Here is a 25,192-nt window from a genome sequence, read left to right on the forward strand (position 1 = left end):
TTACCACAAATTAAAGAGTATATGATGAACATGCTAAAACGACTCCCCCATTTACTTGGATACATGATGATGGGTTTGCTATTGCAAACCCATCATGTTCTTGGCCAAAGTGGCGACCAGATTCTGGACGGCATCGGCGAAACGGATATGATTGCTCGCTATTTATTTCGCGGTGATCTAAGAGATTGGTCCAGAAATAACTTACATGCTCGCTATCTCGGCGAGAAAGCACCTGAATTTAAAGATCAAAAAGGGGGCAAAGTATTGTCTCTGCCGGGAACCGGCAAAAACTACCTGCAATTACCAAACGAGGCCTTAAATGACCTCGAATCCCTCAGTATCTCCACTTGGATTTTTATTCCGGCGCAGCCGGAATCTTACCTATTTGATTTCTCATTCGACGCAAAACACCGCGTGACAGGTCGTATCAAAGGATCAGGCGATAAACCTTCTTTCGAAGTAACAGTGCAAGGTGAGAAAGAAAGTAAAAGCGCCGTGCTAAAAACCTTGCCGACCAGCGAATGGGTACACCTTGTTGGTACGGTAGATCTTTCAACCAAAACCCTATCTGTTTACGTAAACGGCGCAAAAGCGGGTGAAACTAAACCGGTAAATTTAGATTTCAGCACTTTATCACAAAGTAATCAGGCAGCGAGCAGAAAATTGACCCTCGGACAATCCAACAGCGGCACCGGCAATCCGATTGCATCCTTGTTGAAGGATTTTCGCATTTATCGCGTAGCGCTAACTCCGAGACAAATACAGACGATTTATACAAACGCAAAAAACGGCGGGCAAAGTGCCAGCAGCACGGTGAATCAAGGTGCTAAGGCAGAAGATAATTTACAGTCTTTTCCGATGACGCAAGCGCAATTGTACAATGCGTACTTGGAAAAAGTAGCTGACGTGGAAGTGAAAACTACCGTGGGCGATGCACCACGTTTACCCAGTTTCTTGGAAGGTACCTATCGCCACGGCATGCAAGGACCAAAAGTGCGCGTTATCTGGCCTGCTCCTACCGACAACTCGGCGGTGGAAGCTGCTGGAAGCTATACTATTATTGGTCGCGTACCGGGAACTGATTTGCAACCAAAAGCATTCGTCACGGTAAAAGGAAGAAAAAAATCCGCTGCGCCGCGTCGCAGTTTATCGGCATTTGCACTGAATGAAGTCACCCTAAATAATACCTCGGCAACCGATAAAAACCCATTTGTATCCAACCGAGACAAGTTTGTCTTGACCTTAGCTGAAACAAATCCCGACGATTTCCTATATATGTTCCGCAATGCTTTTGGCGTTGCGCAACCAGCTGGCGCAAAACCTTTGGGCGTATGGGATAGTCAAGACACGAAATTGCGTGGCCATGCAACGGGCCACTACCTGACGGCCATTGCACAAGCATATGCGAGCACAGGCTACGATCCTGCACTCAAAGCAAACTTTAAACAGAAAATCGACCAAATGGTAGAAACGCTGTATACGCTGTCGCAATTGTCTGGAAAGCCACAAAAAGCAGGCGGTGCTTCAGTGGCAGATCCACGCGCTGTACCAACTGGTCCGGGCAAGAACGAGTTTAATTCGGATTTGAGTACGGAAGGTATTCGTACCGATTATTGGAACTGGGGCGAAGGATATATCAGCGCCTATCCGCCAGATCAATTCATCATGTTAGAGCAAGGTGCGAAATACGGTGGTCAGCTCAATCAAGTTTGGGCGCCTTATTATACCTTGCATAAAATCCTCGCTGGTTTGCTAGACATCTACACGCAGACGGGAAATAAAAAAGCCTTGGAAGTCGCGACGGGCATGGCCGATTGGGTTGAATATCGCTTGAGCGCGCTGCCACCAGAAACTTTACGCGCCATTTGGAATACGTACATCGCGGGTGAATTTGGCGGTATGAACGAAACCATGGCTCATTTGTATCAATTGACTGGAGAAAGCAAATACTGGAAAACAGCGCAGCTGTTTGATAATGTCGATATGTTTTTTGGCAATGCAGCACGTACGCACGGATTGGCCAAAAATGTGGATACGTTTAGGGGATTACATGCCAACCAGCATATTCCGCAGATCGTTGGTAGCATTGAAATGTACGGCGTGTCGGACGAGTTGGATTACTTCAAGATTGCCGACAACTTCTGGTACAAAGCGGTCAATGATTATATGTATAGCATCGGCGGTGTGGCTGGTGCACGCAATCCTGTTAATGCGGAATGCTTCATCGGTGAGCCATCTACTTTATATCAAAATGGATTCTCCGCGGGCGGACAGAATGAAACCTGTGCGACCTACAATATGTTGAAACTGACCAGTAGCTTATTTATGTTTGAGCAGCGACCAGAGCTGATGGATTATTACGAGCGCGGTCTTTACAATCATATCTTGGCATCCGTGGCTGAAGATAGTCCGGCCAACACCTATCACGTGCCCATCAGACCGGCTTCTGTGAAGCAATTTGGCAATCCGCATATGAATGGTTTTACGTGTTGTAATGGTACCGCGATTGAAAGCAGCACCAAACTACAACACGCTATTTACTTCAAAAGCAACGACAACAAGGAGCTGTATGTCAACCTATTCATTCCTTCTACCTTAACGTGGACAGAACGTGATGTACGCATTGAGCAGACTACCGAATTTCCTAAAACAGACCAAACGAAGTTGACCGTACATGGTAAAGGTAAGTTTGCCATCAATCTACGTGTACCATCCTGGGCAACCAAAGGTGTACAAGTGAAAATCAACGGAAAATTGGAAAACGTGAAAGCGGAAGCTGGATCGTATGTGAAATTGGCGCGCAACTGGAAAGAAGGCGATGTGATCGAATGGCAGTTGCCATTTCAGTTCCGTTTAGAACCGGTGATGGATCAGCAGAATATCGCCAGTTTGTTTTACGGGCCGATACTTCTGGCTGCGCAAGAGCCAGAAGCGCGTAAAGATTGGCGCCCTGTAACGCTGAATGCGCAAGACATCAGCCAATCGATACAAGGCGATCCAAGCCAATTGAAATTCCAGATTGATGGGATCGACTTCAAACCTTTCTACGAAAGTTATGGCCGCCATTCCGTGTATTTGGATGTGACATTGAAGTAGGAATTACTAACGTTAGTAATTATACAGAAACGGACTTTATACTAAGGTATAAAGTCCGTTTCTGTATGATAAGTGTCCAACAATAACTTTCGGAAAGGGCAGCACTATATAGCAAAGTATAGCGACACCTTTGATATATATATCCTTCGTTTGTCTTTCCGAATCATAGCCGTTATCTTTCCTATCGCCAGTAGATGAATATCAAGGCAATGAAACCTAGCGCCTACAGCAATCTCAATCATCTACCTTTTTTTAATAGCACCGCACTAAAAGTGAACTATTTACATAAATAATGGATATTTCTTACATTTTCCTACTCTATTTAAAAGGATCCTTCCAAAACATCTCTTCTAAATACTGATTCTCAATTGTGATTTACTAATTTCTTTTGTAATAGTGCTATCTACTGTCTCTGCTAAAGCTGTTTCTATTTCCCTAACACTTTAAATTCCTGCCTATCTTCTCCACCCATTTTAAATACCTTATATCGTTTTAAGTTCACCTTACAAGACAAAACCCTGTTATGGTAAGTTCTGCCGATACATTATTACTCATTATTCTCCTTTAAACATTCGAAAATGCGTTAGTTGTGCAATCCTTGCGCATATAATTTACCTCATGACAGATATTCGTTTTTTTTGTTTTATCTAAATGGAAACGAGTAAGATATACTATGGCAAATTCACCTATAATGCAATATAATCTATTTGATTTAGACCAATGCTCGCTCACTCGATCGCGATCAACGCTTTGTCCAATAAGGAAAGTGCGGTACAATATACGATGGGAAGTATGAAATGGCTCTGTAGGCTCCGAGGAAGTAAAACCTTCCTTAGTACTTTGCCAACCCTTTAAGTAATAATGCCCCCAACAAAAAAAGGAGGAAAAATGAAAATATTAACAAAGGGCTTTGCACTGATCACGAAATACGAAGTTTCTTTAGTAAACCATCTCTGGATCCATTAGGTACTCCAATTACTGGTCACGGAGTGATCAATAATCCAAACGATAAACGTGTCAAAATGAAGGATTCGTCAATGACTGAAAAGTAAGCCAGTGAGATGCTTTCATAGGTACTCGCGCAAACGTACCAAAAGTTTGTCAACCGATTGGTGAAAACAAAGCTAAACCAAAACCAATTCGATGCTCTTGTGAGTTTCACGTATAACCTTGGAGGAACTAACCTTGACAATTCTACGCTATTGCGTAAATTAATCTTCAATTCAAATGATCCAACTGTCCGAGATGAACATCCTCGGTAGAATAAGGCTGATGGACTTGTAATTGCCAGACTAACGCACAGACCAATGAGGAGGCAGGGTTTTCCTTTAATCTATCAGGATCGGTAAGCAATGTACTAGTGAAGTTAACAACTACAGATGTGAACCTGCGGCAAGGATCTAGGTGGCAGAGGATGTCAATGTGTTGTAGGCTTCCGGTGATTAGAGTGATGTATTTATCAGCGCGAAAAAAGGATTCGCTTCATTCTCAATACATAAACTAAATGAAAACAGAAGAGCAAAACAAACAGCCGACTGCCATACGGAAATTGTCGATTCAGTGATATCAGCAAGATGTGAGAGCATACAGCAACGATATTGATACAACTTTTGAATGAAATTAAACCGGCTTTAAAATTATTACGTCAATGGTATATTATCATTAATATTTTTTTATATAACGAAACTTTATGTCGTAAAAACGTGTAATAAACAATAGGTATTAACAATAAACCATTAAATAATCAAAATTTATTAATAATAAATTATAGTTAAAACTAAAATTCACACTATGAACACTCCTCCCAAATTAAAAATTGCCTTTAAGGCAACCAATGGCAAGTATGTCAGTACAACTACAAGCAAGGTACTATCTGCCAACAGTGATCTTATTGGTCCTAGCGAAATTTTCCAGATGATTATTCAGGAAGAAAAGTATGTTGCTTTGTTAGCCGAAAATGGTAAATATGTGATCAACCAACAAAATGGCGAATTACCTATCGCAGCAGTTAGTGACATTATTGATTTAGCTGCACGTTTTAAAGTGTACGATTGGGGAAAAAATCAAGCTGCCTTAATGGCCTCTAACCATAAGTACATTGAATTTTCCTTGCCTGATGCACAGCTTCAAGCATCATCATCTAAAAGAACTACCTCGGCATCATTTGAGATTGTATTTCTTTCAGAAAGTGGCACCACTATTCAACCTATCGACTTATTAACCGAAACTCCAACCAAAAACACTATTCAATCATGAACTCAAACGAAAATCTGAACGAAAACATTAGCAGTCCCGAAAGCGTATTTACAGTTTGTTTTTGCGGTACCGGTTGCACTAGAGATGAAGGTGAAATTTCACGCCCCGAAAGTGACGCTAATATTTATAGCGAAAAAAGTGGATACATCCCTGTGCGCATTCATGCAGAAATTTCTGGCGATATTAGAGCCAATCAAAGTGACTTACGTCCTGAGTACTCCAGCCTTACTGTTAGAGGTGTAGGCGAAAATGATTGGGCAATACCGAGAGATTGGGGTATGCAAATAGATCTAGCTGGACCACTTAATGTAGATCCCGACCTTATCGCATATAGTACAGAGTATTCATATGGCAATCAGTATTCTAAACTCCAACAAATAGTTGGCTTATCAATGTCAGCATTAGCTTTACACGGTGCAAACAATGCCGTAGCAAGCGGAAAACGACAATTTAATTTTATAGGCCACAGTCGCGGTGCAGTAGAGTGTATCATGGCGGCTTGGTTTATATATACGTACGGTGATGATGATGTTAAAAAAATACCAATTAACATTTTTGCTATAGATCCGGTACCAGGAACTGGCGAGTGGTATGGCATAATGACACAATTGCCACCCAATGTAGTGCATTATGTAGGTATCTACGCTTGGGATATGAATCTTCCTTCTGATAGACCTTTTAATGCACTAGTACCTAGACCTAATGGCTTTATGACTGGCACGGATAATAACGTTACTTTCAACGACAGTTGGTGGCCTGTTAATCGATGGAAATATATAGCCGATAAAAACCAACTTACCGATCCATTACTACCAAGCCAACATCCACAACCCATTAATTACGAGCTTTACGCATGTAGAGGCAGGCATAGTACAGTGTCAGGAAATAGTACATCGGACTCTGGATACAATGCAGATAAGGTAAGTAGCCATGTGACGGCAAGTCCAAATCTTATTTATAAAATGGCAAGAGCTTATCTAACAAAATGGGGCACAGAATTTATACAGAAAAGCGCGGTTGAGGAAAATGTTTTATCACTACGTAAAAGAATAAACACCGATCATAGAGAGTTTGACTTAATGGGCGGTGGTGAAATCAGAACCAGTGTCTTTGCATTTAGACCGTATGTACGTAGAGTATCATCTATATATGGAAGCAACCCTTCCAATACATACTATATGGATGATGTAGTGGGTGATCCACCTTATAAGATGGCTTACCCTGTGACTAAGGATCGTGAAAATGCCGGATGGGTAAAATGGAAGTTCTTATAAACCTTGAATTACCTAAAGTAAATTTTGTTACATAAATAAATTTCAAACATTTTAAAATCACTAATTATGACTTCTCAAATTAATCCAGTAATTCCTCTTCAAGGTGCATCTAAGCTTCCTGAACCATGTTTTACAAATATAGGGGTACCAGCCAAAATAGTAAAGACCACGACTATGATTCCCGTAAGCAATGATAACCTTAATCAAGGTGATCCAGGACCTACCGACGCAACCACATACAACACGAGAGAGTTTGAAGAAAATAACGACGCCATTATGGATCAAATAAATGGTAATTTTCAAACTTACTTTAATCATTGGAGTGGACCATCATTTATTAGAATAATAGATACTCCACATATCTGGGGAATGCCTTTTGGAAAAGAAATTATGCCAAAAGCCATTGAAAGCCAAGCTGGTTTTGAAAGAGCATTGGTTGAGATTATTCAAAAAGCCAAATATAGATGTGATTTATCCTCTTTAAATTGTCCTGACCCAGATTGGATGAAAGCTATACTTGGAGCTATGGATACTGCACTGACCGCGAATTTGGATAGAACACAACGCACTCAGTTTAGGTTTTTATTTGGCCAAACTCCAATTACTCCTGTCGGACAACCTTATCATTACATTGAATTCAAAGCGGCACTTATTCGATTGTTTAGAGCAAGATCATCGCATTGGGAATTGATGCCAGAAATTTGGATGGGTCGGTTTTTCCGATTGGACAATGGTTTGTTGTCTAAAATCCAAGCTTCAATGTTTGGAGAAGCTGTTTTAGATGGCATTGGTACAAGACTGACATGGAACCACACCAAAATAATTAGTGTAGATGGAACAGAAGCGTTAGTTGGTGGTCATAATTTAAATATGGACTTATTTAGAAGCTACCCTCCTGTACACGATGTTTCAGCAGTAGTACATGGCGAACCTGCTCATGGCGCACAACTCTTTTTGAATAAAATGTGGGAAGCTGGTGTTGACTTACTTACCAAAGAATCGCTAAATGTAAATAGCTTAACTTGGCAGAACAGAGATGAAGAAGAAGAACTATTACCACGCGATCCTTTAATAGAAACTGATGCAGCTCATTATGTAGAAACAGCTCAACAAGCAATAATTGACCTTCATCGTAACACAGATATAAGTTCTGAACCTGCAATAGATGAAAATGATGAACACGTTTCCTTTATACCACATGTAGATGGAATTACTCAAGAAAGTATTCGCGAAGATGATTTGAGAACACTGGAGGACTTACGCTTGAATGTATTTCAAGAACGTATTGTATATGATTCTTACGATAAGATAGAAGAATATAAAGAAGCTACACGCATGCTTACTGTAGGAAAATACTGGGATGGACCTGATTATTTCGAGAATTACCAACAAGCATCAGAGCTTATGAAAGAACTTTTAATTAGAGGTGCTAAGCGTATCATTCGCATATCGCAAATGGATTTAATTAGCGCTTGGAAGTCCCGCTGGTCACAACATCTAGTATGTAATTGGATTTTAGAAGCTTTACTTGCCAATAAAAATTTAGAGGTACAAATTGTCGTTTCGCCTTTAGATGCTGGCGCGGGAGTTGCAGGAGACCAATATTCATTTGGTTCTGGTGCTTCGCGTACATTTGAGCTGTTAAAATATTATATGACACATGATATAGAATCTGACGAGCCCTTTGCGGATCCAGAAGGTGTACGTGTTGAAGCTTTAAAAAGATTGCATGTAGCCCCTTTCTTTTATACGGATCAAGTTCCTGTAGATAAAACGACAGAGGGCAGCACTTACAAATGGCCTGATCTAACTGAAGAAGGCAAAACGGCTACGCTAAAACAAAGACCTTTATCTGAAGTCCCTCCTGATCGTGATAAAATAAATAGTGCTTTTATGTCGGTAGTAAGGGCTAGCGGCTTCTTCTATACCCAAGTAGAATCAGCACCAGGGAATCACGCTAAGATTATGATTGTAGATGATGAGGTATATGTGATTGGTTCAGACAACCTTTATCCTGGTTTTCTTTCAGAAATCAATTATTTAGTAGAGGGTCCTGAAGCTGTGAATGAATTAATTAATAGTTACTGGAACCCATTATGGAAATATTCTGAACCCCATAGCATATCGGGGTAAAGTAAGTTTACATCTTCCATGCTGAACTTGTCGAAATCCTTACTCAAATAAACCGAGTAGATTTCGACAAGCTTCTTTTACTATTGGTATATGAACGCTAAGAAAGAAGGGAATCGCTATGTTAATCAGCTTATCCGATTCGAAGCATTTCCTGATTACTCATAACTCTAGAGCCAATTCAGGTCAAATCGTCCAACCGTATTATGCCGTGAGTCCAAGAAATGAATTAGAAAATCGTATTCGAAAGAAGGCCTAATGCATTCGTCATCGTAAGTTTGCAGGAAATATTTTTGTTAGGTTATTTAGATCCAGCTAATAGAAGGAATAAGATTTTTAGTCTTTAGTCATAAAAACCCTTCGCAATGTTAGTCCGTTCTCTTACACTTTTCACATACTAGAACAATTCATTAGGAGTTAGGAGCCTATTTTTACGATTAACAAATTATGATAAGAACTTCTGCTGTGGTGTATTTTTTACCATTAATATAAATATGGTAAGCAGAATCGATTGTTCAAAGGATTATTTTGATGTCGTTGTTTTGAGAGATGGCAAGATCATATCTACAGGAAAGTTTGATAACACTACAATAGGGTTCGAACAGGCACTATCTCATCTACAAGAGAGTCATACCACCAATGAATGGTTTTACGTGTTGTAATGGTACCGCGATTGAAAGCAGCACCAAACTACAACACGCCATTTACTTCAAAAGCAACGACAACAAGGAGCTGTATGTCAACCTATTCATTCCTTCTACCTTAACGTGGACAGAACGTGATGTACGTATTGAGCAAACTACCGAATTTCCTAAAACAGACCAAACGAAGTTGACCGTACATGGTAAAGGTAAGTTTGCCATCAATCTACGTGTACCATCTTGGGCAACCAAAGGTGTGCAAGTGAAAATCAACGGAAAATTGGAAAACGTGAAAGCGGAAGCTGGATCGTATGTGAAATTGGCGCGCAACTGGAAAGAAGGCGATATGATCGAATGGCAGTTGCCATTTCAGTTCCGTTTAGAACCGGTGATGGATCAGCAGAATATCGCCAGTTTGTTTTACGGGCCGATACTATTGGCTGCGCAAGAGCCAGAAGCGCGTAAAGATTGGCGTCCTGTAACGCTGAATGCGCAAGACATCAGCCAATCGATACAAGGTGATCCAAGCCAATTGAAATTCCAGATTGATGGGATCGACTTCAAACCTTTCTACGAAAGTTATGGCCGCCATTCCGTGTATTTGGATGTGACGCTTAAATAAGGATTTCCTATTATTATTGAGTATATATTGTACGGACTTCATGCTAAGGCATGAGGTCCGTTTTTTTATTTATATTAAATGTACAGCGGATTGAGATGCAAAAAATCTAACTTTATTCATGATCCGGAAACCCACGAAACTTCTTCACGCACTCAACTATGCTAACTACAAAAGCTACTAACTATAAAAGAATTGGATCGCCGCTAAGTACTCCCCGTAAAGACGGTGTCAAGAACCTCATTACAAACCCGAGGTATGAGGCTGAAGTAATCTCATAACTACATGTAGCAACTGGATAACCTGCTTTGCGACAACTGTATAACCGCTATAGATCACTTCGTCGTGACCTCCCCGTAAATACGACTAGATGAAGGAACTACAACTCAAAAAAACAGCATAAAAAAAGAGACTGCCCTTATCTGACAGCCTCTCAAAACTAATGTAACACACACTTTTATATTAATATCCCGGGTTTTGTTTTAAATTGGGATTTTTACTGATTTCTGCATTAGGGATTGGGAATAGCGTTCTGCTTTGTGCATTCGCATGCGGACGATGATTAAACCAAGATTTAGTTTGAAACACACCAAAACGGATGATGTCTTGTCGTCTTCTAGCCTCTGCGGTGAATTCCCAGCCCAGCTCATCCAAAAAGCGCCCGTACTGAATATCCGCTCCGCCATTCGTCGCATTTACCGTTCCGTCTACGGATTGTATGCCGTAGTTATAATTACTGCCTTGAAGCAGTTGGGCTCCAGTAACCGTAGCTTTCTCCGGATGCTCTTTAAACGCACGCGCACGCACCTGACTCACTAATACTGCCGCTTCATCGGCTCTACCAGTTCTTAACAACGCTTCTGCTTTCATCATCAATATATCCGCGTAGCGAAACATAGGATAATCATTATCCAAGTTACTTGTAGCGCCTTGCTTTACCTTATATTTCCCGATACGGTAACCCGTATTAGCTGGCGCAATGACGCCATCGCCTCCTATTCCAGGTACATTTTTGACATAGTCAATGACTACGGCACCAGTAGTTGCGTTTAACTGCGGACCTTGTATCCACGAATCGTACAAACGACTATCATCGGTATCATAGCTATCTATAAATTGAGGAACGGCACAATTGCCACCCCAAGGTCCTGCCGCCATACCGTATACTAAGCGGCTGAGCGGATCCAAGGTTTTCATGTGGATCTGATTGCCTTGTCCATATACTTCGTCATATGGCACGGCAAAGATGATTTCTGGAGAAGATTGGTTGGTATGTGAAAACACAGCGCTATAGATATCATCCAAGCGGTATTCATTACTTTGAATGATCGCATCGGTCTCGCTAATGACTTTCTCCCACTGTGCCGTCCCAATGTATACCTGAGCATTCAGATAAACCTTGGCTAGCAAAGCTCTTGCGGCCCAGACATTGATTCTACCGTACATGCTCCGCACATCGGTAGACAGGTTTGGAAGTGCTTCTGTCAATTCTTTCACAACAAAATCGTACAACTGTTGACGCGTTTTTGGCTCTGGTAAGCTTGCATCGCGATAATCTGTTACGATGGGCACATTACCATGATTATCCAACAAGAGATAATACGCCATCGCACGTGTGGCTCTCAATTCGGCGAGCGCCGTCAGTCCGACCTCTTCGGGTAAAGGCAGTGTTCCCTCTTCGATCTGCATGATTACCATATTTACTTTGGTAATCGTGGCGTAAGCCTGATTCCAAGTATTATAAGGCTGCCACTGTTCGGTATTCCACGTATGTTGGTGCATCCGGCGATACGTTCCGGCGTCATCCCAGCCATTTGGTCGTACAGGCGTGATAATATGATCAGCACTTTCTTCTTGCAAGTCAAAATAGCCTTGCCAGCCAAACATCAACGAACGAAAGGAAGCATACGTAGGTGCTAAGATGAAAGGCAGGTCACGTTCAGTCGGATTGACTGTGTTTCCTAATACTTCCGAATATACCTGTTCATGCAGGTCGGTACAGGAGGGAGTAACTGCCATTGAGCCTAATACTAACCCCCATAGCGCAATAGATGAACTTTTAAACTTTTGCATAATGGTTATATTTTTTAGCGTTTCCGCTTTATTTATAATTTAATCTGCTTTAAGTAGAATGACTTAAAAGCGCACATTTAGTCCTGCTGTGTACGTACGTGTCGTTGGATAACGATCACGATTTTCGATACCTGGCGCGAATTGGAATTCTCCTTCGTAACTTGTCGCTTCCGGATCCAAACCTTTGTAGCCAGTAATCGTCACCAAATTCAATCCCGAAACGTAAATACGAAGCGATTTGATGCCCTTGATCAATTGCTTGTTGAACGTGTATCCGATCGTCACGTTATCCAATTTTAGGAAATCACCATTTTCGATATAGTGAGATACGTACACCAAATCATTGTTTAATGTCTGACCATACACGGGATCGTATGCTGTACGCAACGCATTGTAAGCTGGATTTACTGGGTTCTCATAATACATTCTAGACATGTTTAGAATCTGATGCCCGAACGATCCGCGCCAATTCAACGTCATATCTACATTGCCGTACTGAAAAGAGTTGTTCCAACCCAAATTGAAGTCTGGAATACCATTTCCATAATACTGACGATCTTCGACTGTAGCATCTTGGATAGGAATAACATCACCTTCCTGACTTTCTATCAACCATTTCCCATCTTCATCCACTCCTACTGTTTTGTATACAAAGAAGTCACCAATACTTCTACCCACTTGCACACGGTGTGTAAATGTTTGAATCGGTTCACCCGTGTAGCCCGCATCAAAGAATTCCTGTGTTACCCCGAAGCGATCGTTGGATAGGTTGCGTAATTTATTTTTATTGGTAGAAAACACCAGGGTGGTTCTCCATTTGAAGCGCTCTTTGTTGACAGCATCTACGTTCACTAAAGCCTCAAAACCACTGTTACTCATCTCGCCCGCATTTAAGAACATAGAAGATGTAAGGTATGGCGGCACGGGTACTTGGAACATATACAACAAGTCTTTTACCTGACGGGAATAGTAATCTAATGCACCGGTAACGCGGTTATTAAATAAACTAAAATCTGCTCCCACGTTTAACTCGTTCTTTCTTTCCCAGCGTAGATCTGGGTTGAAGTTACGCGCTGGTACAAATCCGGGTACCCAAGCACCATTAATGTACGCGCCTTCCGTTAATGTATAGTTATAACTGATTTGCGAGTTGTATGGTGATGCCGCAATCGTTCCGGTCACACCATAACCTGCACGCCATTTCCATTGGTTGATGATATTCTGGTTGGCCATGAAATCTTCTTTGGCCATATCCCATCCCACGGAGACCGCTGGGAAATTTCCCCATTTATTGTTTTCGCCAAACGTACTGGATCCTTCGCGACGAATACTGGCCATCAACAAATACTTCTCTTTATAGCTGTAGTTCGCCCGAGCAAAATATCCGATCAACGTAGACTCTTGCTTGTAACTGGCCATCGTAGCCAATCCATTTTGCAAAGCACGGCCTGCCTCTAGCTTGTTGTAGCTATATTCATCAGTAGGAAAGTTGAAGTTATACGCATTGAAATTTTCGAACATATTGCGCTGCCAGCTGTAACCCGCCAAGCCGACAATACGATGATCGCCAATCTGCTTGTTGTAATTTGCGGTCAATTCCATCAGGTTTTCTACGCCAGCTTGTGTCCAGCGCGAAGCCGTACCATTTAAGTTATTTTTGGTCGTATTTACGTGATCAAACGACGTAGAAGTTCCTGTCAAATCGTTGTCTTGTACCCTAGAAAATAAAGCTTTGAAACTTAAATCATTGGTAGGACGATAGTCCAATGAGCCATTCAATCGTGTTTCGCGAAACATGCGATCGTTCACTGTTTCATGGATCATTCCCAACGGATTATCATACATATAGGCATTACTCTCTTGCCACTTTCCTTGATCATTAAAAATGCGATCCGTCGGATTGCGAATCATGGCTTGGCGCCACATATAATCCGAACTTCCGCCTTGTTTAGAGCTTATGGTATTGCTGATGACTTGCATGCGAGTACGCAATTTGCCATCGAACATATCGTGATTCAAATCCGCACGCACATTCAAGCGTTCTTGACCACTTTTCAACAAAATCCCGTCCCAGTCTCTGTAGTTGACGGATCCCGTAAAGTTCGTTCTAGAATTGCCCCCAAACAAAGTCAGGTTATGATTGTGGCTGAATGGATTTTGTGTTACCTCATCGATCCAGTTCGTACTGTGCCCCAAATCTTCATAAGGTTTTCCCTCGGTGATCAACCGACGGTAATCGTCGGCAGTCAGCAAATCTGGCACGCGAAAAAGTGTTTGCAAACTTGCATAGTTATTGTATTCTATGCTCGTACGCCCATCGGTAGATCGGTTTTGCTTCGTAGTAATAAAGATGACACCGCCTGTAGCACGTGTACCATAGATCGCTGCAGCCGAACCATCTTTCATCACATCGACCGATTCAATATCTTCTGGTGCGACCGAATTAAATTCTCCCGGTACACCATCGATTATCACTAATGGATTGACTGCACCTTGTATTGAATTCAAACCACGTAGATTGATCTGCGTTGTCGCATTTGGATTACCACTAGGTGTGGTGATTCGCAAACCGGCCACTTTACCTTGAATCAATTGTCCGGCATCGATCACGGCACCTTGATTAAAGCTTTCGGATTTTACACTGGCGACCGATCCCGTCGTTTCGCCCTTACGTTGTGTACCGTAACCTACGACAACAACCTGTTCTAGTTCTTCAGAAGATGTTTGTAAGCGTACGGTCAAGGTGGTTTGCTCGGTCAAAGTTTGTGTAAACTCAACGTGTCCTACGGAGTTTACAGTCATTGTAGCTCCAGCTGTGTAGCGCAGCGTGAACTGGCCCGCTGCATTACTGGAAAATTTTTCGGGTGAATTGCTTAATGAGATGGTGGCGCCTTGTACTGGATTTCCAGCTTCGTCAACGACCTGCCCCGTGAGCGATTTTTGCTCTTGGCCGAACACCATTCCTATATTAAGCAACAGTAGAAAAAGTAAATAATGGAATCTATTCATAATTCGCGTATTTTAATAGTTATTGCTGCCGGCCAAGTTAGCAGCTATATTTAGGAAGCTTCACGCCGATATTACCCTATACTATTCGGATTTTAACGTGCAGATACAAGGTTACGCTAACCGCATTATTGCTTCATATAAAAAGCAATACCACAACACGCTATACGAAATAAATTCTCTATTTAATGATAATTTAACATAGAAACACCCCTTAATTTGTCTCCAGAAGCATTTCACAAAGGTGTTGCCTACCAAAGCAGATCGCCAATAAATGAGCAGCACAAAAAAATAACTTGCTTTTAATTGTCAGTTTGACAATATTTTCTAATATTTGAACAAATCGAATTATGATGCTTACAAAATATGTTATTGGAGTCGACTTTGGTACCGACTCTGTTCGCGCCGTACTAGCCAATACAAATGATGGCAGCGAAATCGCCACAGCGGTCTTTGAATACCCACGCTGGAAACAAGGATTGTACTGCGACGCCAAGAAAAGTCAGTTCAGACAACATCCTTTAGATTATATGGAAGGACTGGAATCGGTAATTAGTCAATGTGTGCAGCAAAGTGGTGCCGAAATCGCAAGTCAAGTTGTAGGAATTTCTGTAGATACGACCGGCTCTACTCCTGTCGCCGTAGATCGTGCGGGAACGCCACTGGCTTTGTTGCCCGAATTTGCGGACAATCCAAACGCCATGTTTGTATTATGGAAAGATCATACTTCCCTTCAGGAAGCTGCTGCCATCAACGAACATGCAAAAAAATTTGATATAGATTACTTACAATATGTGGGTGGAATTTATTCCTCGGAATGGTTTTGGTCCAAACTGCTACACATCTTCCGTAAAGATAGTCAAGTACGCAATGCTACGCAATCGTGGGTAGAGCATTGTGACTGGATTCCATTTTTATTATGCGGTGGCAATCAGGTAACCGATATCAAGCGCGGCGTATGCTCGGCTGGACATAAGTCACTGTGGGCAGCAGAATTTGGTGGATTCCCACCGAATGAGTTTTTCTCTTCACTAGATCCACTATTAGATGGATTTACGAAAAAATTACCAGCGGAGACATATACCGCCAATCAAGCAGCAGGGAAATTGTGTGCCGATTGGGCAGCGAAATTGGGGCTATCAACGGATGTATTTGTTGGTATTGGCGCTTTCGATTGCCATATGGGTGCCGTAGGCGGACAAATTGAGCCTTATTATTTGAGCAAAATCATTGGCACATCTACTTGCGATATTTTGGTTGCTCCAAAACAAGAGATGACCGACAAATTGATCCAAGGAATTTGTGGGCAAGTGGATGGCTCAGTAATTCCAGGAATGATCGGCTTAGAAGCAGGTCAATCTGCCTTTGGAGATGCCTATGCTTGGTTTAAGAAATTACTGGCTTGGCCTTTAAAGCATATCGGTGCAGATAGTGGCTTACTCACTGCGGAGCAGATCGATGGATTGGAAAATCAAATATTGACTTCGCTCAGTGAAAAAGCCGCTCAGATCGTTCCCACCATTGAAGATGAATTGGCGCTGGACTGGTTCAATGGCCGCAGAACGCCAGATGCTAATCAAGCCTTACAAGGTGCTTTTGCACACTTGGATCTCGCATCTGATGCGCCACACATTTTCAGAGCTTTGGTAGAAGCCACGGCTTTTGGCGCGAAGCGCATCGTCGACCGATTCGTGGATCAAGGTATTCCTGTAAAAGGTATTATCGCGTTGGGTGGTATTCCACGCAAATCTCCTTTCATCATGCAAATGATGGCCGACGTAATCGGCATGCCGATCCGCGTACATCAATCCGAACAGACCTGTGCTATTGGTGCGGCGATGTTCGCAGCGACAGTGGCAGGCGTATTTCCACGTGTGGAAGATGCGATGCAGCAAATGGGACAAGGATTTGATAAAGAATATACACCAGATCCTTCGCGTGCCGATGTATATGCCAATCGCTATGCACAATATATTGCGCTTGGTAATTTCACCGAGCAACGTCTTATCAAAAACTAAACGATATGAGTACACAATACAAGCGTATCAAAGAAGAAGCCTACGCCGCCAATATGCGATTGCCGGAATTGGGCTTAGTACTTTTCACCTTTGGAAATGCTAGCGTGGCGGATCACGATCAAGGTGTTTTTGCGATCAAACCTAGTGGTGTAGATTATCCTCAATTGCGAGCAGATGACATGGTGATTGTCGATTTTGATGGAAATACTATATCGGGAGATTTACGACCATCATCCGACACCAAAACGCACGCAGTGTTGTACAAGCACTGGCCAAAGATTGGTGGCATCGTACACACGCATTCGCAATATGCAACAGCTTGGGCGCAAAGCCAACGTGATATTCCATTGTATGGAACGACGCATGCGGATCACCTCACCTCAGATATTCCCTGTGCTCCACCGATGGAGGATGCGATGATCGCTGGCAATTACGAATACGAAACGGGCTTTCAGATCTTGAATCACTTTGAACAACAAGGTTTGGATTACGAAGAAGTGGAAATGATTCTGGTGGCCAATCACGCTCCTTTTACTTGGGGAAAAACGGGTGACAAAGCGGTATATAATAGCGCTGTGCTGGAGTATGTGGCAAAAATGGCGCTATTCACCGAGCAAATACAACCTAATGCTGCGCGCATGAAAGATGCACTCATCAAAAAACATTATGAACGTAAACATGGTGCCGGCTCCTATTATGGGCAGTAGGGAGATGTTAGTAGTAAGATGTGAGATTAAACTTAACCTTATAAATATAAATACGATATATGATTAACTTAAATGAACTGGAAGTATGGTTTGTGACTGGAAGCCAGAGTCTATACGGAGAAGAAACGTTGAAGCTGGCGGCAGCTCATGCGGAAGAAATCGCCAAACACTTGGATGAGACGGAGCAGATTCCAGTACGGGTGGTATTCAAGCCGATAGTCAAATCATCAGAAGAAATTTACGAGACCATTGCGGCAGCAAACTATGCCGACAATTGTGTGGGTATTATTGCTTGGATGCACACCTTTTCACCAGCGAAAATGTGGATCCGTGGACTGAAGATTTTGAACAAACCTTTATTGCATCTGCATACACAATACAATCGCGATATTCCTTGGTCTACGATTGATATGGATTTTATGAATCTGAATCAAAGTGCGCACGGAGATCGTGAATTTGGACATATTGTATCCAAATTAGGCATCTCTCGCAAAGTGGTGACGGGCTATTGGAAAGACGAAGAAGTGATTCATCAGATCAATGTTTGGTCGCGCGCAGCATCCGCCTGGAATGATTGGCAAGGAGCGAAATTCGCACGTTTTGGAGATAATATGCGTTTTGTAGCCGTAACCGATGGCGACAAAGTAGCTGCTGAATCGCAGTTTGGCTTCTCGGTAAACACGTATGCTGTGGGAGATTTGGTGGCAAAAATCAATGCCGTAAGCGATGCCCAAATTGATGAACTGCTTGCAGAATACGAAAGTAACTACACGATGGCTGCCGATGTGAAAAAAGGCGGTGCCCATTATGCAAACGTGCGCGATGCCGCACAGATCGAAATCGGATTGCAGCAATTTTTAGAAGAAGGCGATTTCAAAGGCTTCTCCAATACATTTGAAGATTTGCACGGCATGAAACAACTACCGGGTATTGCGACACAGCGTCTGATGGAGGCTGGATTTGGCTACGCCGGTGAAGGAGATTGGAAAACTGCGGCATTGGTGCGTGCGGCCAAAGTAATGTCTTCTGGTATGGCAGGCGGAAGTGCTTTTATGGAAGATTATACGTATCATTTAGATCCTAATAATTCGATGGTTTTAGGGGCGCATATGCTGGAAGTAGATCCTGTTTTAGCGGCCGATAAGCCAAGCTTGGAAGTACATCCACTAGGTATTGGTGGCAAAGAAGATCCAGCTCGTTTGGTGTTCAACGCAAAAGGCGGTGATGCATTAAACGCGAGCTTGGTCGATATGGGCGATCGCTTTCGCTTGGTCGTAAATACGGTCGAAGCAAAAGAGTTTGAAAATGATCTTCCTAAATTGCCGGTTGCACGTGTATTGTGGGAACCAAAACCGGATATGAAAACAGGTTGTTCAGCGTGGATTTATGCCGGAGGAGCACATCATACGGTGTATAGCCAAAATCTAACTTCTGAATATTTCCATGATTTTGCCAAGATTGCCAATATCGAATGTGTGATCATCGATGAGGACACGAACTTGAAATCTTTCGAGAAAGAGTTGCTTTGGGGCGAACTGGCATACAAGCTGAAAAAGTAGAAAATCAGTCATTTATTTGCGGGCGTCTGATTTTCTAAGCACATTTGCTGTCAAATTATGAAATTGTATGAGTGCATATAAGGAACATTCTCGGTTGCTGCTGGCAGTGGACTGTATTATTTTCGGTTTTGATGGCCGATCCCTAAAGCTATTGATTATAGAACGCGGGATGATGCCGGAGAAAGGAAAATGGAGTCTGATGGGCGGCTTCGTACAAGAAAACGAGAATACCAATGATGCAGCATCACGTATTTTGACGCACTTGACCGGGTTGAAAGATATCTACATGGAGCAATATCAAGTATTTGGCGAGCCTGGGCGCGATCCCCTCGCCCGTACCGTCAGCGTTGCCTATTATGCGTTGATTGATATTGGCAAATACGAAAATCAGTTGAGCAAAGATTATAAAGCGGAATGGGTTGCTTTGGATCGCATACCGGATTTGATATTTGACCACGATGAGATGGTCAAAGCTGCTAAAGAGCATTTGCGCTACAAAGCGGCTTTGCATCCTATCTTGTTTGAGTTGCTGCCGGAACGATTTACTATTCCACAGATTGCTTCGCTGTTTGAGCAGGTGTATAATGTGGAATTGGACAGACCTAACTTTATGCGCAAACTACGATCAACTGGTTTGCTCGTCAAACAGTCTGATAAGGATAAGGATGGTTCTAAACGTGGAGCACATTATTATGTGCTGAACAGAGATATGTACAAGGAGAAAGTTTCTTCTTTTCTAAATTTCATCACACAGTTGTAGCTTTTTAGTTGAGAGAGATCATAAAGTTAATAACAAAGCGAAAGCCGATCCTCAGAGATCGGCTTTCGCTTTGTTATGTATAAAAAATCACTTACACGACCGTGTAACCGCCATCTGCGATGTAGTACGCACCAGTTACGAAAGAAGCGTCGTCCGAACTTAAGAACAGCACGAGTTTAGCAATTTCATCTGGCGTTCCCAGTCTATTCATCGGTGCCTTAGCGGCAATACCATCTTGCATTTCTTGCGTCAAATTATTTTCTAATAATGGCGTCAATACATAGCCTGGTCCAACTGTGTTACAGCGGATATTTTTGGTCGCATATTCCGCCGCAATATTCTTTGTCAGACCAACTACGGCATGTTTTGTAGCGGTGTATGCGCTACTCAATGGTGCAGCTACGGTACCATGGATCGATGCAATATTCACAATATTGCCGCCCCCATTTTTGCCCATTTGTTCCAGTTGATAACGACATCCGTAGAATACGCCATTCAAATTTACACGGATGACTTTATCCCAAGCGTCGATATCATACTCACCAGTCGGCTGCGCGGGGCCGCCAATACCTGCATTGTTGCAAGCAATATCCAATCTGCCATAGTGTTCCACCGTGGTGGCCACCAAATTTTTATTATCCTCAGCGCTAGACGAATCTGCCTTTACAAAGATCGCATCACCACCTGCTGCATTGATTTTATCCACCGCCGCTTTACCATTTTCTACACTAATATCTGAAACCACTACTTTTGCTCCATTGGAAGCAAAAAGTTCTGCAATAGCTTGTCCAATTCCTGAACCTGCTCCCGTCACAATAGCTACTTTATTCTCTAATCTTGACATCATACTATGTTTTAAATTTTCCTATTAAATTTAAGCAATCTCAAATAGTAAGCCAATTGATAGGCAAGATATGACATGAATCAAGCAATTGCATCTCTGGGCTCGAAAGCGCACCTAGTTTGGCAACTCGGGTGTGTTTATTCGTCGTTGCACCGAAGCACTCAACGCCTGCATAAAAGCCACCACCGCATCCACTTCTTCACGAGAGAGATCTAGTTTTTTTAATAAGGGCGAAGGTATTGGGCGCAGATTTTCATCGACCACTACCCGACGCTGTATCGGTGCAGGGTTGCCTAGATTATATAACTCTACTACATCGCGTAATGTTGGGAAATTGCCATGATGCATCCAAGGACCTGTTAGTGCCACATTGCGTAGCGAAGGTGTGCGAAATGCGCCCACATGTTCTTGTTTGCCCGACATATGATAATGACCAAGATCTTCCTGCCGTGTACCATATAGTGCCTGCCCATCATTATGAAATTGATTATCTGAAAATAGCGGTGTATTATGGCAATTGATACACCGGGCTTTGGTACGAAACAAATGCAAACCCATCAATTCCTGATCGTTGAGCGCATCCTTTGAACCGGCAATGAAACGATCAAATTTAGTTGGATAACTATTGATGGTACGCAGATAAGTCGCTAATGCTTGTTGTACTCGTATAATGCTCACCTGTTCGTCGCCATATGCTGCTGAAAAATAAGTACGATATCCTTTTACCGCATTAATATGCTGCAGCAGAGAATCTAGACGGATATTCATCTCGACATGATCCTGAATCGGCATCAATACTTGCTCTTCTAAAGAAGGCGCTCGCCCATCCCACATCCAAGAAGTATAATGACCGACATTGTATAAAGTCATGGCGTTGCGTTTGCCGACTTCCCGATCGTGGCCGTGCGCCAAACTTTTGCCATCGCCAAATCCCAGCTGTGGATCGTGGCAGCTCGCGCAGGAAATCTGCTTTGAAGCCGATAATCTCCGATCAAAGAACAAGAGTTTGCCTAATTCGGACTTGGCCTCTGTGAATGGATTGTCAACCGGATAGCTTACTTTGCCCAATACGCCAATATCTTTGAAATTTTGCTTCACGCTTTCATCAATACTCGGCAAAGGCCATTTGTTAGCCTCTCCACTACTATACAGCTCGCGTAATTGGGCTAAGGTATATTCTGGTTCAGAGAAAAAACTAGAAAGCAACACCGCAACTGGTGCCAGCGACAACATCAAAAAAACGACGATAAAGTGTTTATTCAAACGCCACATCACAATAAAAATTAAAATCCGTAAGCCAAGCTAAGGGCAAAATGGTTTCTTTTTATACCAGGTAATGTGGCCGCTTGTCTGCCTAGATCAGGCATATTGCTTGCCGACATCGTTTGCAAACTAGCTAAGACACGTACGAAATCTTTACGCTTCAAGGGTTGGCGAAAGCCAAGTTCTACACGTGCCCCCTGCGTATTCGCTTGATAATACGCGACGTCGTGAAAGTACACGTATCGGTGAAACATGTTTTCGTTGATTTCGGGCACCGACCAATTCACGGTCAATGGCTTACCTGCTAACCCCATAATACTGAGATGCACCTGTTGATCTTTCGGTGTAATATAAGTGGCCATAGCAGAAAGCGAACCATCTAATCGCGAGTAATTTAACAAAGTACCACTACCGCCATCCTGTCTCGTTTCTGACGTCATACCAGCAAATCCTTCGAAATGAAATTGCCATTTTCGAGCGTAATACGTATGCGCTAGCTTGGCACTGTGCGTGTCATATTGGTAAAGCAAATTGTTAATGCCGTTTGCTTGAAATACCACCTTATCTTTACCACTTCGCATGTTCGAACTCAGTTGCACCAAATACGCGCGTCGATCGCGCTTCAATTGCCAGAGCAATTCGCCACCGATATCATCTACGGTATATTCATTCAGCACATTGTTCCGCGACTCATTACGCAATACTTGCTGGTACACCTGCTGCTCCTGTTTGTAATGTGCCGTGGCATAGAACTTCCCTATTTCGGTATTATAAGAAAGATATGCCTGAGAACCGTAGCGTTTCATATCATTCTGATAATGAATCCCACGTGCTAACAACCAATCATTGGTCTGCCAACCGTAGCCAATCACCGCGTAGTTGAGATAGCGCGTCACAGCTGGGCTCAACACGTAATTTTCATTTTTGAAGGCGACTTCAAAGCTCTCCTGCCCGTACCCATATTGTGCTTCCAAACCTATTTCAAGGTCTGCGCCCAATTTGCGACTCAGACCGATTTTTCCATCCACCTGTATCACATCGATGCTGCCACGCGGATCATTATTACTGAAGTGATCGCCAATGCGATAATCGAGTCCACCAAAGACCGACCATTTATCAAAATAGCGTTGGCCTCGCGCCTGTATGGTATAGTTGGTACGTACATAATGATTATTCCCATACGATGCGAAATAAAACGGCGCGGAAGGATTTTGACGCGTCTGATGACCAAAACGTGTACTATCTTCGAGTATACGATTGTAGGAAAATCGTCCCCACAAACGCACATCTTTCAAGGTAATACTTCCTTCGGAATTCACATGGGTGCTACGCGACTTTCCCGCATCTTGTGCCAATCGATATTCGCCATGCGTACCGCCATATTGAGCATGCAGGAGCGTATATCTATTTTCAACCGATTCGTGTAACCACATCGGATTGTCAATAGCAAAATAACGGATTTGCCGCTGAATGGTATCCAGCGTATTACTTTCTTGCGCCAGCGTAATCTGACACAAGAAAGTAAAACAAACCCATAAAATATATTTATTGGTATGCTGCATGGTATTAGTTAGCAAATCCGCGTGGATTAGCTTTGATAGTGACAAAATCTGCCGTTGAGTTATTGGTATCCATCAATACACGGCGGCCGTTGATCGTTTCTTTTGTTTTGCGGATCACCGAATTGGAAGAACGGGCACCGCCTGTTACCGCTATCCAACCCGCATCACTCTGTGCCGTGAATTTCTTAGGATACCTTGTGGTGGTAGATGATGATTGTATCTCTACCGCATCGATGATATTAGCAACGGGTATTTGTACAAACTCGCCATCCGTACGTTCGCGCCCATCTGCATAAGGTGCATCATAGCTCTTCCATGATTCTACCTCTCCCATATTTTGATCACGGAAAATGATAAAACTATGCTGACCATTGGAACTTAAAATTAAATCCGTCGCATTTCCTGCTCTGCGGTGTACAATGACATTTGGAACATTTGGATTATCCACATCAGAGGCAATCGGACGACCGCGATCTACATACGGTGTATAGTACGCTTCGAAATCTGCCTGACTAAGATCTACTGTCAATTCCGGATCCTGAATAGAAATACCGACGCCATCTGTACCCTGATATGGCTGTTTGTGATTTACTGCCGTAGCGGCAATAACAATGCTTTCGCCAGCACGAATAGGATATTGACTACCGTTGCCCGGCAATTGCAAGATCGTACGCGCATACACATAATCAGCATTAGCATTGATATTCGTCGGCATACCGTAAGAACGTGACCAATCGTACTGACCACTGCGTGCTTGATAAGCATATGTGGTACTAGCTGAGTTGGCTCCTTGTGCTTCGGCAATGTACAAACCATCCGCATATTGTATCTCTTCGGAGTTGTTATACACTTCGATAAAGTGATCGCGGAAGTTAGCGCCTTTGTTGGCATCAGAACCAGCATAATAAATTTGCTTAATCACCAATGCGTTGTACGTTCCATTACGCAACTCTACCGAAAATGATTTTTCAGAATTTAGGTTGATGTCTTCTGTCTCGATCGCACTGGTAAAGACGACATCAAACTCTTCACTTAACCCAGAAGCGGCATTGAAATCATTGACGGGATATGTTTTAGTTCCCTGAATACCATAGCGGCCTGGTGCTAGATTTGGTATGCTCACACGCCCTTGCGCATCTGTGTCGCCTTTGAAGACTTCCTTGCCGGAGATGTCAAACACTTGAATGGTAATACCATCTTTTTTTAACTTATCAGAATAATCGCTTTCGCCAAATGCGGCATTGACTTCGATACTAACCGATTGATTTTCGGGTGCTACATCTTTTTTACAGGCTACGACGCTCAATAGAGCAAAGCAGATTAAGACGAGTTGGATAGATTGTTTCATTTGTTTTGGAATAATACTGTTGGTGTAATAGAATAA

General features: G+C 42.7%; 15 protein-coding genes and 1 pseudogene. 10 read left to right on the forward strand and 6 right to left on the reverse strand.

Translation table 11 applies throughout. The annotated features are described in order from the left end of the window. Positions 1-30: 30 nt before the first annotated feature. The 6 genes and pseudogenes from GKO22_RS16025 (at position 31) to GKO22_RS16050 (ending at position 10,019) form a co-directional block, all read left to right on the forward strand. Positions 31-3,096: a beta-L-arabinofuranosidase domain-containing protein gene (locus GKO22_RS16025; protein WP_166336836.1), complete on the forward strand. Its 3,066-nt coding sequence runs from the start codon at positions 31-33 to the stop codon at positions 3,094-3,096. A 1,094-nt stretch (positions 3,097-4,190) separates the two neighbouring features. Continuing rightward, positions 4,191-4,358, forward strand: a pseudogene (locus GKO22_RS16925) (glycoside hydrolase family protein); the annotation flags it as partial. Between the two features lie 529 nt (positions 4,359-4,887). Continuing rightward, on the forward strand, positions 4,888-5,352 hold the full coding sequence (locus GKO22_RS16035; RefSeq protein WP_166336840.1) for a fascin domain-containing protein: 465 nt from the start codon (positions 4,888-4,890) through the stop codon (positions 5,350-5,352). Further along, complete coding sequence (locus tag GKO22_RS16040) at positions 5,349-6,626, forward strand: Tat pathway signal protein (protein ID WP_166336842.1); 1,278 nt, start codon at positions 5,349-5,351, stop codon at positions 6,624-6,626. The genes GKO22_RS16035 and GKO22_RS16040 overlap by 4 nt, the downstream gene beginning before the upstream one ends. Positions 6,627-6,692: 66 nt before the next feature. Further along, positions 6,693-8,759 carry a phospholipase D-like domain-containing protein gene (locus GKO22_RS16045; protein ID WP_206367935.1) on the forward strand — a complete coding sequence of 689 codons (2,067 nt, stop codon included), beginning with the start codon at positions 6,693-6,695 and terminating at the stop codon, positions 8,757-8,759. Positions 8,760-9,395: 636 nt separating this feature from the next. Continuing rightward, on the forward strand, positions 9,396-10,019 hold the full coding sequence (locus GKO22_RS16050; protein WP_166336844.1) for a glycoside hydrolase family protein: 624 nt from the start codon (positions 9,396-9,398) through the stop codon (positions 10,017-10,019). Between the two features lie 459 nt (positions 10,020-10,478). Here GKO22_RS16050 and GKO22_RS16055 read toward each other — a convergent pair whose 3' ends face one another. Together GKO22_RS16055 and GKO22_RS16060 are read right to left on the reverse strand one after the other, a co-directional pair. Next, on the reverse strand, positions 10,479-12,089 hold the full coding sequence (locus GKO22_RS16055; protein ID WP_206367936.1) for a RagB/SusD family nutrient uptake outer membrane protein: 1,611 nt from the start codon (positions 12,087-12,089) through the stop codon (positions 10,479-10,481). A gap of 63 nt (positions 12,090-12,152) precedes the next feature. Next, positions 12,153-15,098, reverse strand: coding sequence for a SusC/RagA family TonB-linked outer membrane protein (locus GKO22_RS16060; protein WP_166336846.1), 2,946 nt, complete (start codon positions 15,096-15,098; stop codon positions 12,153-12,155). A gap of 347 nt (positions 15,099-15,445) precedes the next feature. On the opposite strand from GKO22_RS16060, the gene GKO22_RS16065 reads away from it, so the two are divergent. The 4 genes from GKO22_RS16065 to GKO22_RS16080 all read left to right on the forward strand — a co-directional run bounded on the left by GKO22_RS16065 (position 15,446) and on the right by GKO22_RS16080 (position 20,139). Further along, positions 15,446-17,113 carry a ribulokinase gene (locus tag GKO22_RS16065; RefSeq protein ID WP_317165722.1) on the forward strand — a complete coding sequence of 556 codons (1,668 nt, stop codon included), beginning with the start codon at positions 15,446-15,448 and terminating at the stop codon, positions 17,111-17,113. A gap of 5 nt (positions 17,114-17,118) precedes the next feature. After that, positions 17,119-17,820 carry an L-ribulose-5-phosphate 4-epimerase gene (locus tag GKO22_RS16070; RefSeq protein WP_166336848.1) on the forward strand — a complete coding sequence of 234 codons (702 nt, stop codon included), beginning with the start codon at positions 17,119-17,121 and terminating at the stop codon, positions 17,818-17,820. Between the two features lie 59 nt (positions 17,821-17,879). Continuing rightward, positions 17,880-19,379, forward strand: a complete 1,500-nt coding sequence (gene araA, locus GKO22_RS16075; RefSeq protein WP_166336850.1) for an L-arabinose isomerase — start codon at positions 17,880-17,882, stop codon at positions 19,377-19,379. A 67-nt stretch (positions 19,380-19,446) separates the two neighbouring features. Continuing rightward, on the forward strand, positions 19,447-20,139 hold the full coding sequence (locus GKO22_RS16080) for an NUDIX hydrolase (RefSeq protein WP_166336852.1): 693 nt from the start codon (positions 19,447-19,449) through the stop codon (positions 20,137-20,139). Positions 20,140-20,230: 91 nt separating this feature from the next. Here the strand turns inward: GKO22_RS16080 and GKO22_RS16085 are convergent, their stop codons facing one another. The 4 genes from GKO22_RS16085 to GKO22_RS16100 form a co-directional block, all read right to left on the reverse strand. Next, complete coding sequence (locus tag GKO22_RS16085; RefSeq protein WP_317165723.1) at positions 20,231-20,986, reverse strand: SDR family NAD(P)-dependent oxidoreductase; 756 nt, start codon at positions 20,984-20,986, stop codon at positions 20,231-20,233. A gap of 111 nt (positions 20,987-21,097) precedes the next feature. Beyond that, positions 21,098-22,255, reverse strand: coding sequence for a cytochrome-c peroxidase (locus GKO22_RS16090; protein ID WP_166336854.1), 1,158 nt, complete (start codon positions 22,253-22,255; stop codon positions 21,098-21,100). Between the two features lie 11 nt (positions 22,256-22,266). After that, on the reverse strand, positions 22,267-23,808 hold the full coding sequence (locus GKO22_RS16095) for a DUF6850 family outer membrane beta-barrel protein (protein WP_166336856.1): 1,542 nt from the start codon (positions 23,806-23,808) through the stop codon (positions 22,267-22,269). A 4-nt stretch (positions 23,809-23,812) separates the two neighbouring features. Continuing rightward, the gene (locus GKO22_RS16100; protein ID WP_166336858.1) at positions 23,813-25,156 is read right to left on the reverse strand and encodes a DUF4876 domain-containing protein; all 1,344 of its coding nucleotides are present in this window, start codon (positions 25,154-25,156) and stop codon (positions 23,813-23,815) included. Between the last annotated feature and the right edge of the window lie 36 nt (positions 25,157-25,192).

It is taken from the genome of Sphingobacterium chungjuense (assembly GCF_011316935.1).
Taxonomy (GTDB): domain Bacteria; phylum Bacteroidota; class Bacteroidia; order Sphingobacteriales; family Sphingobacteriaceae; genus Sphingobacterium; species Sphingobacterium chungjuense.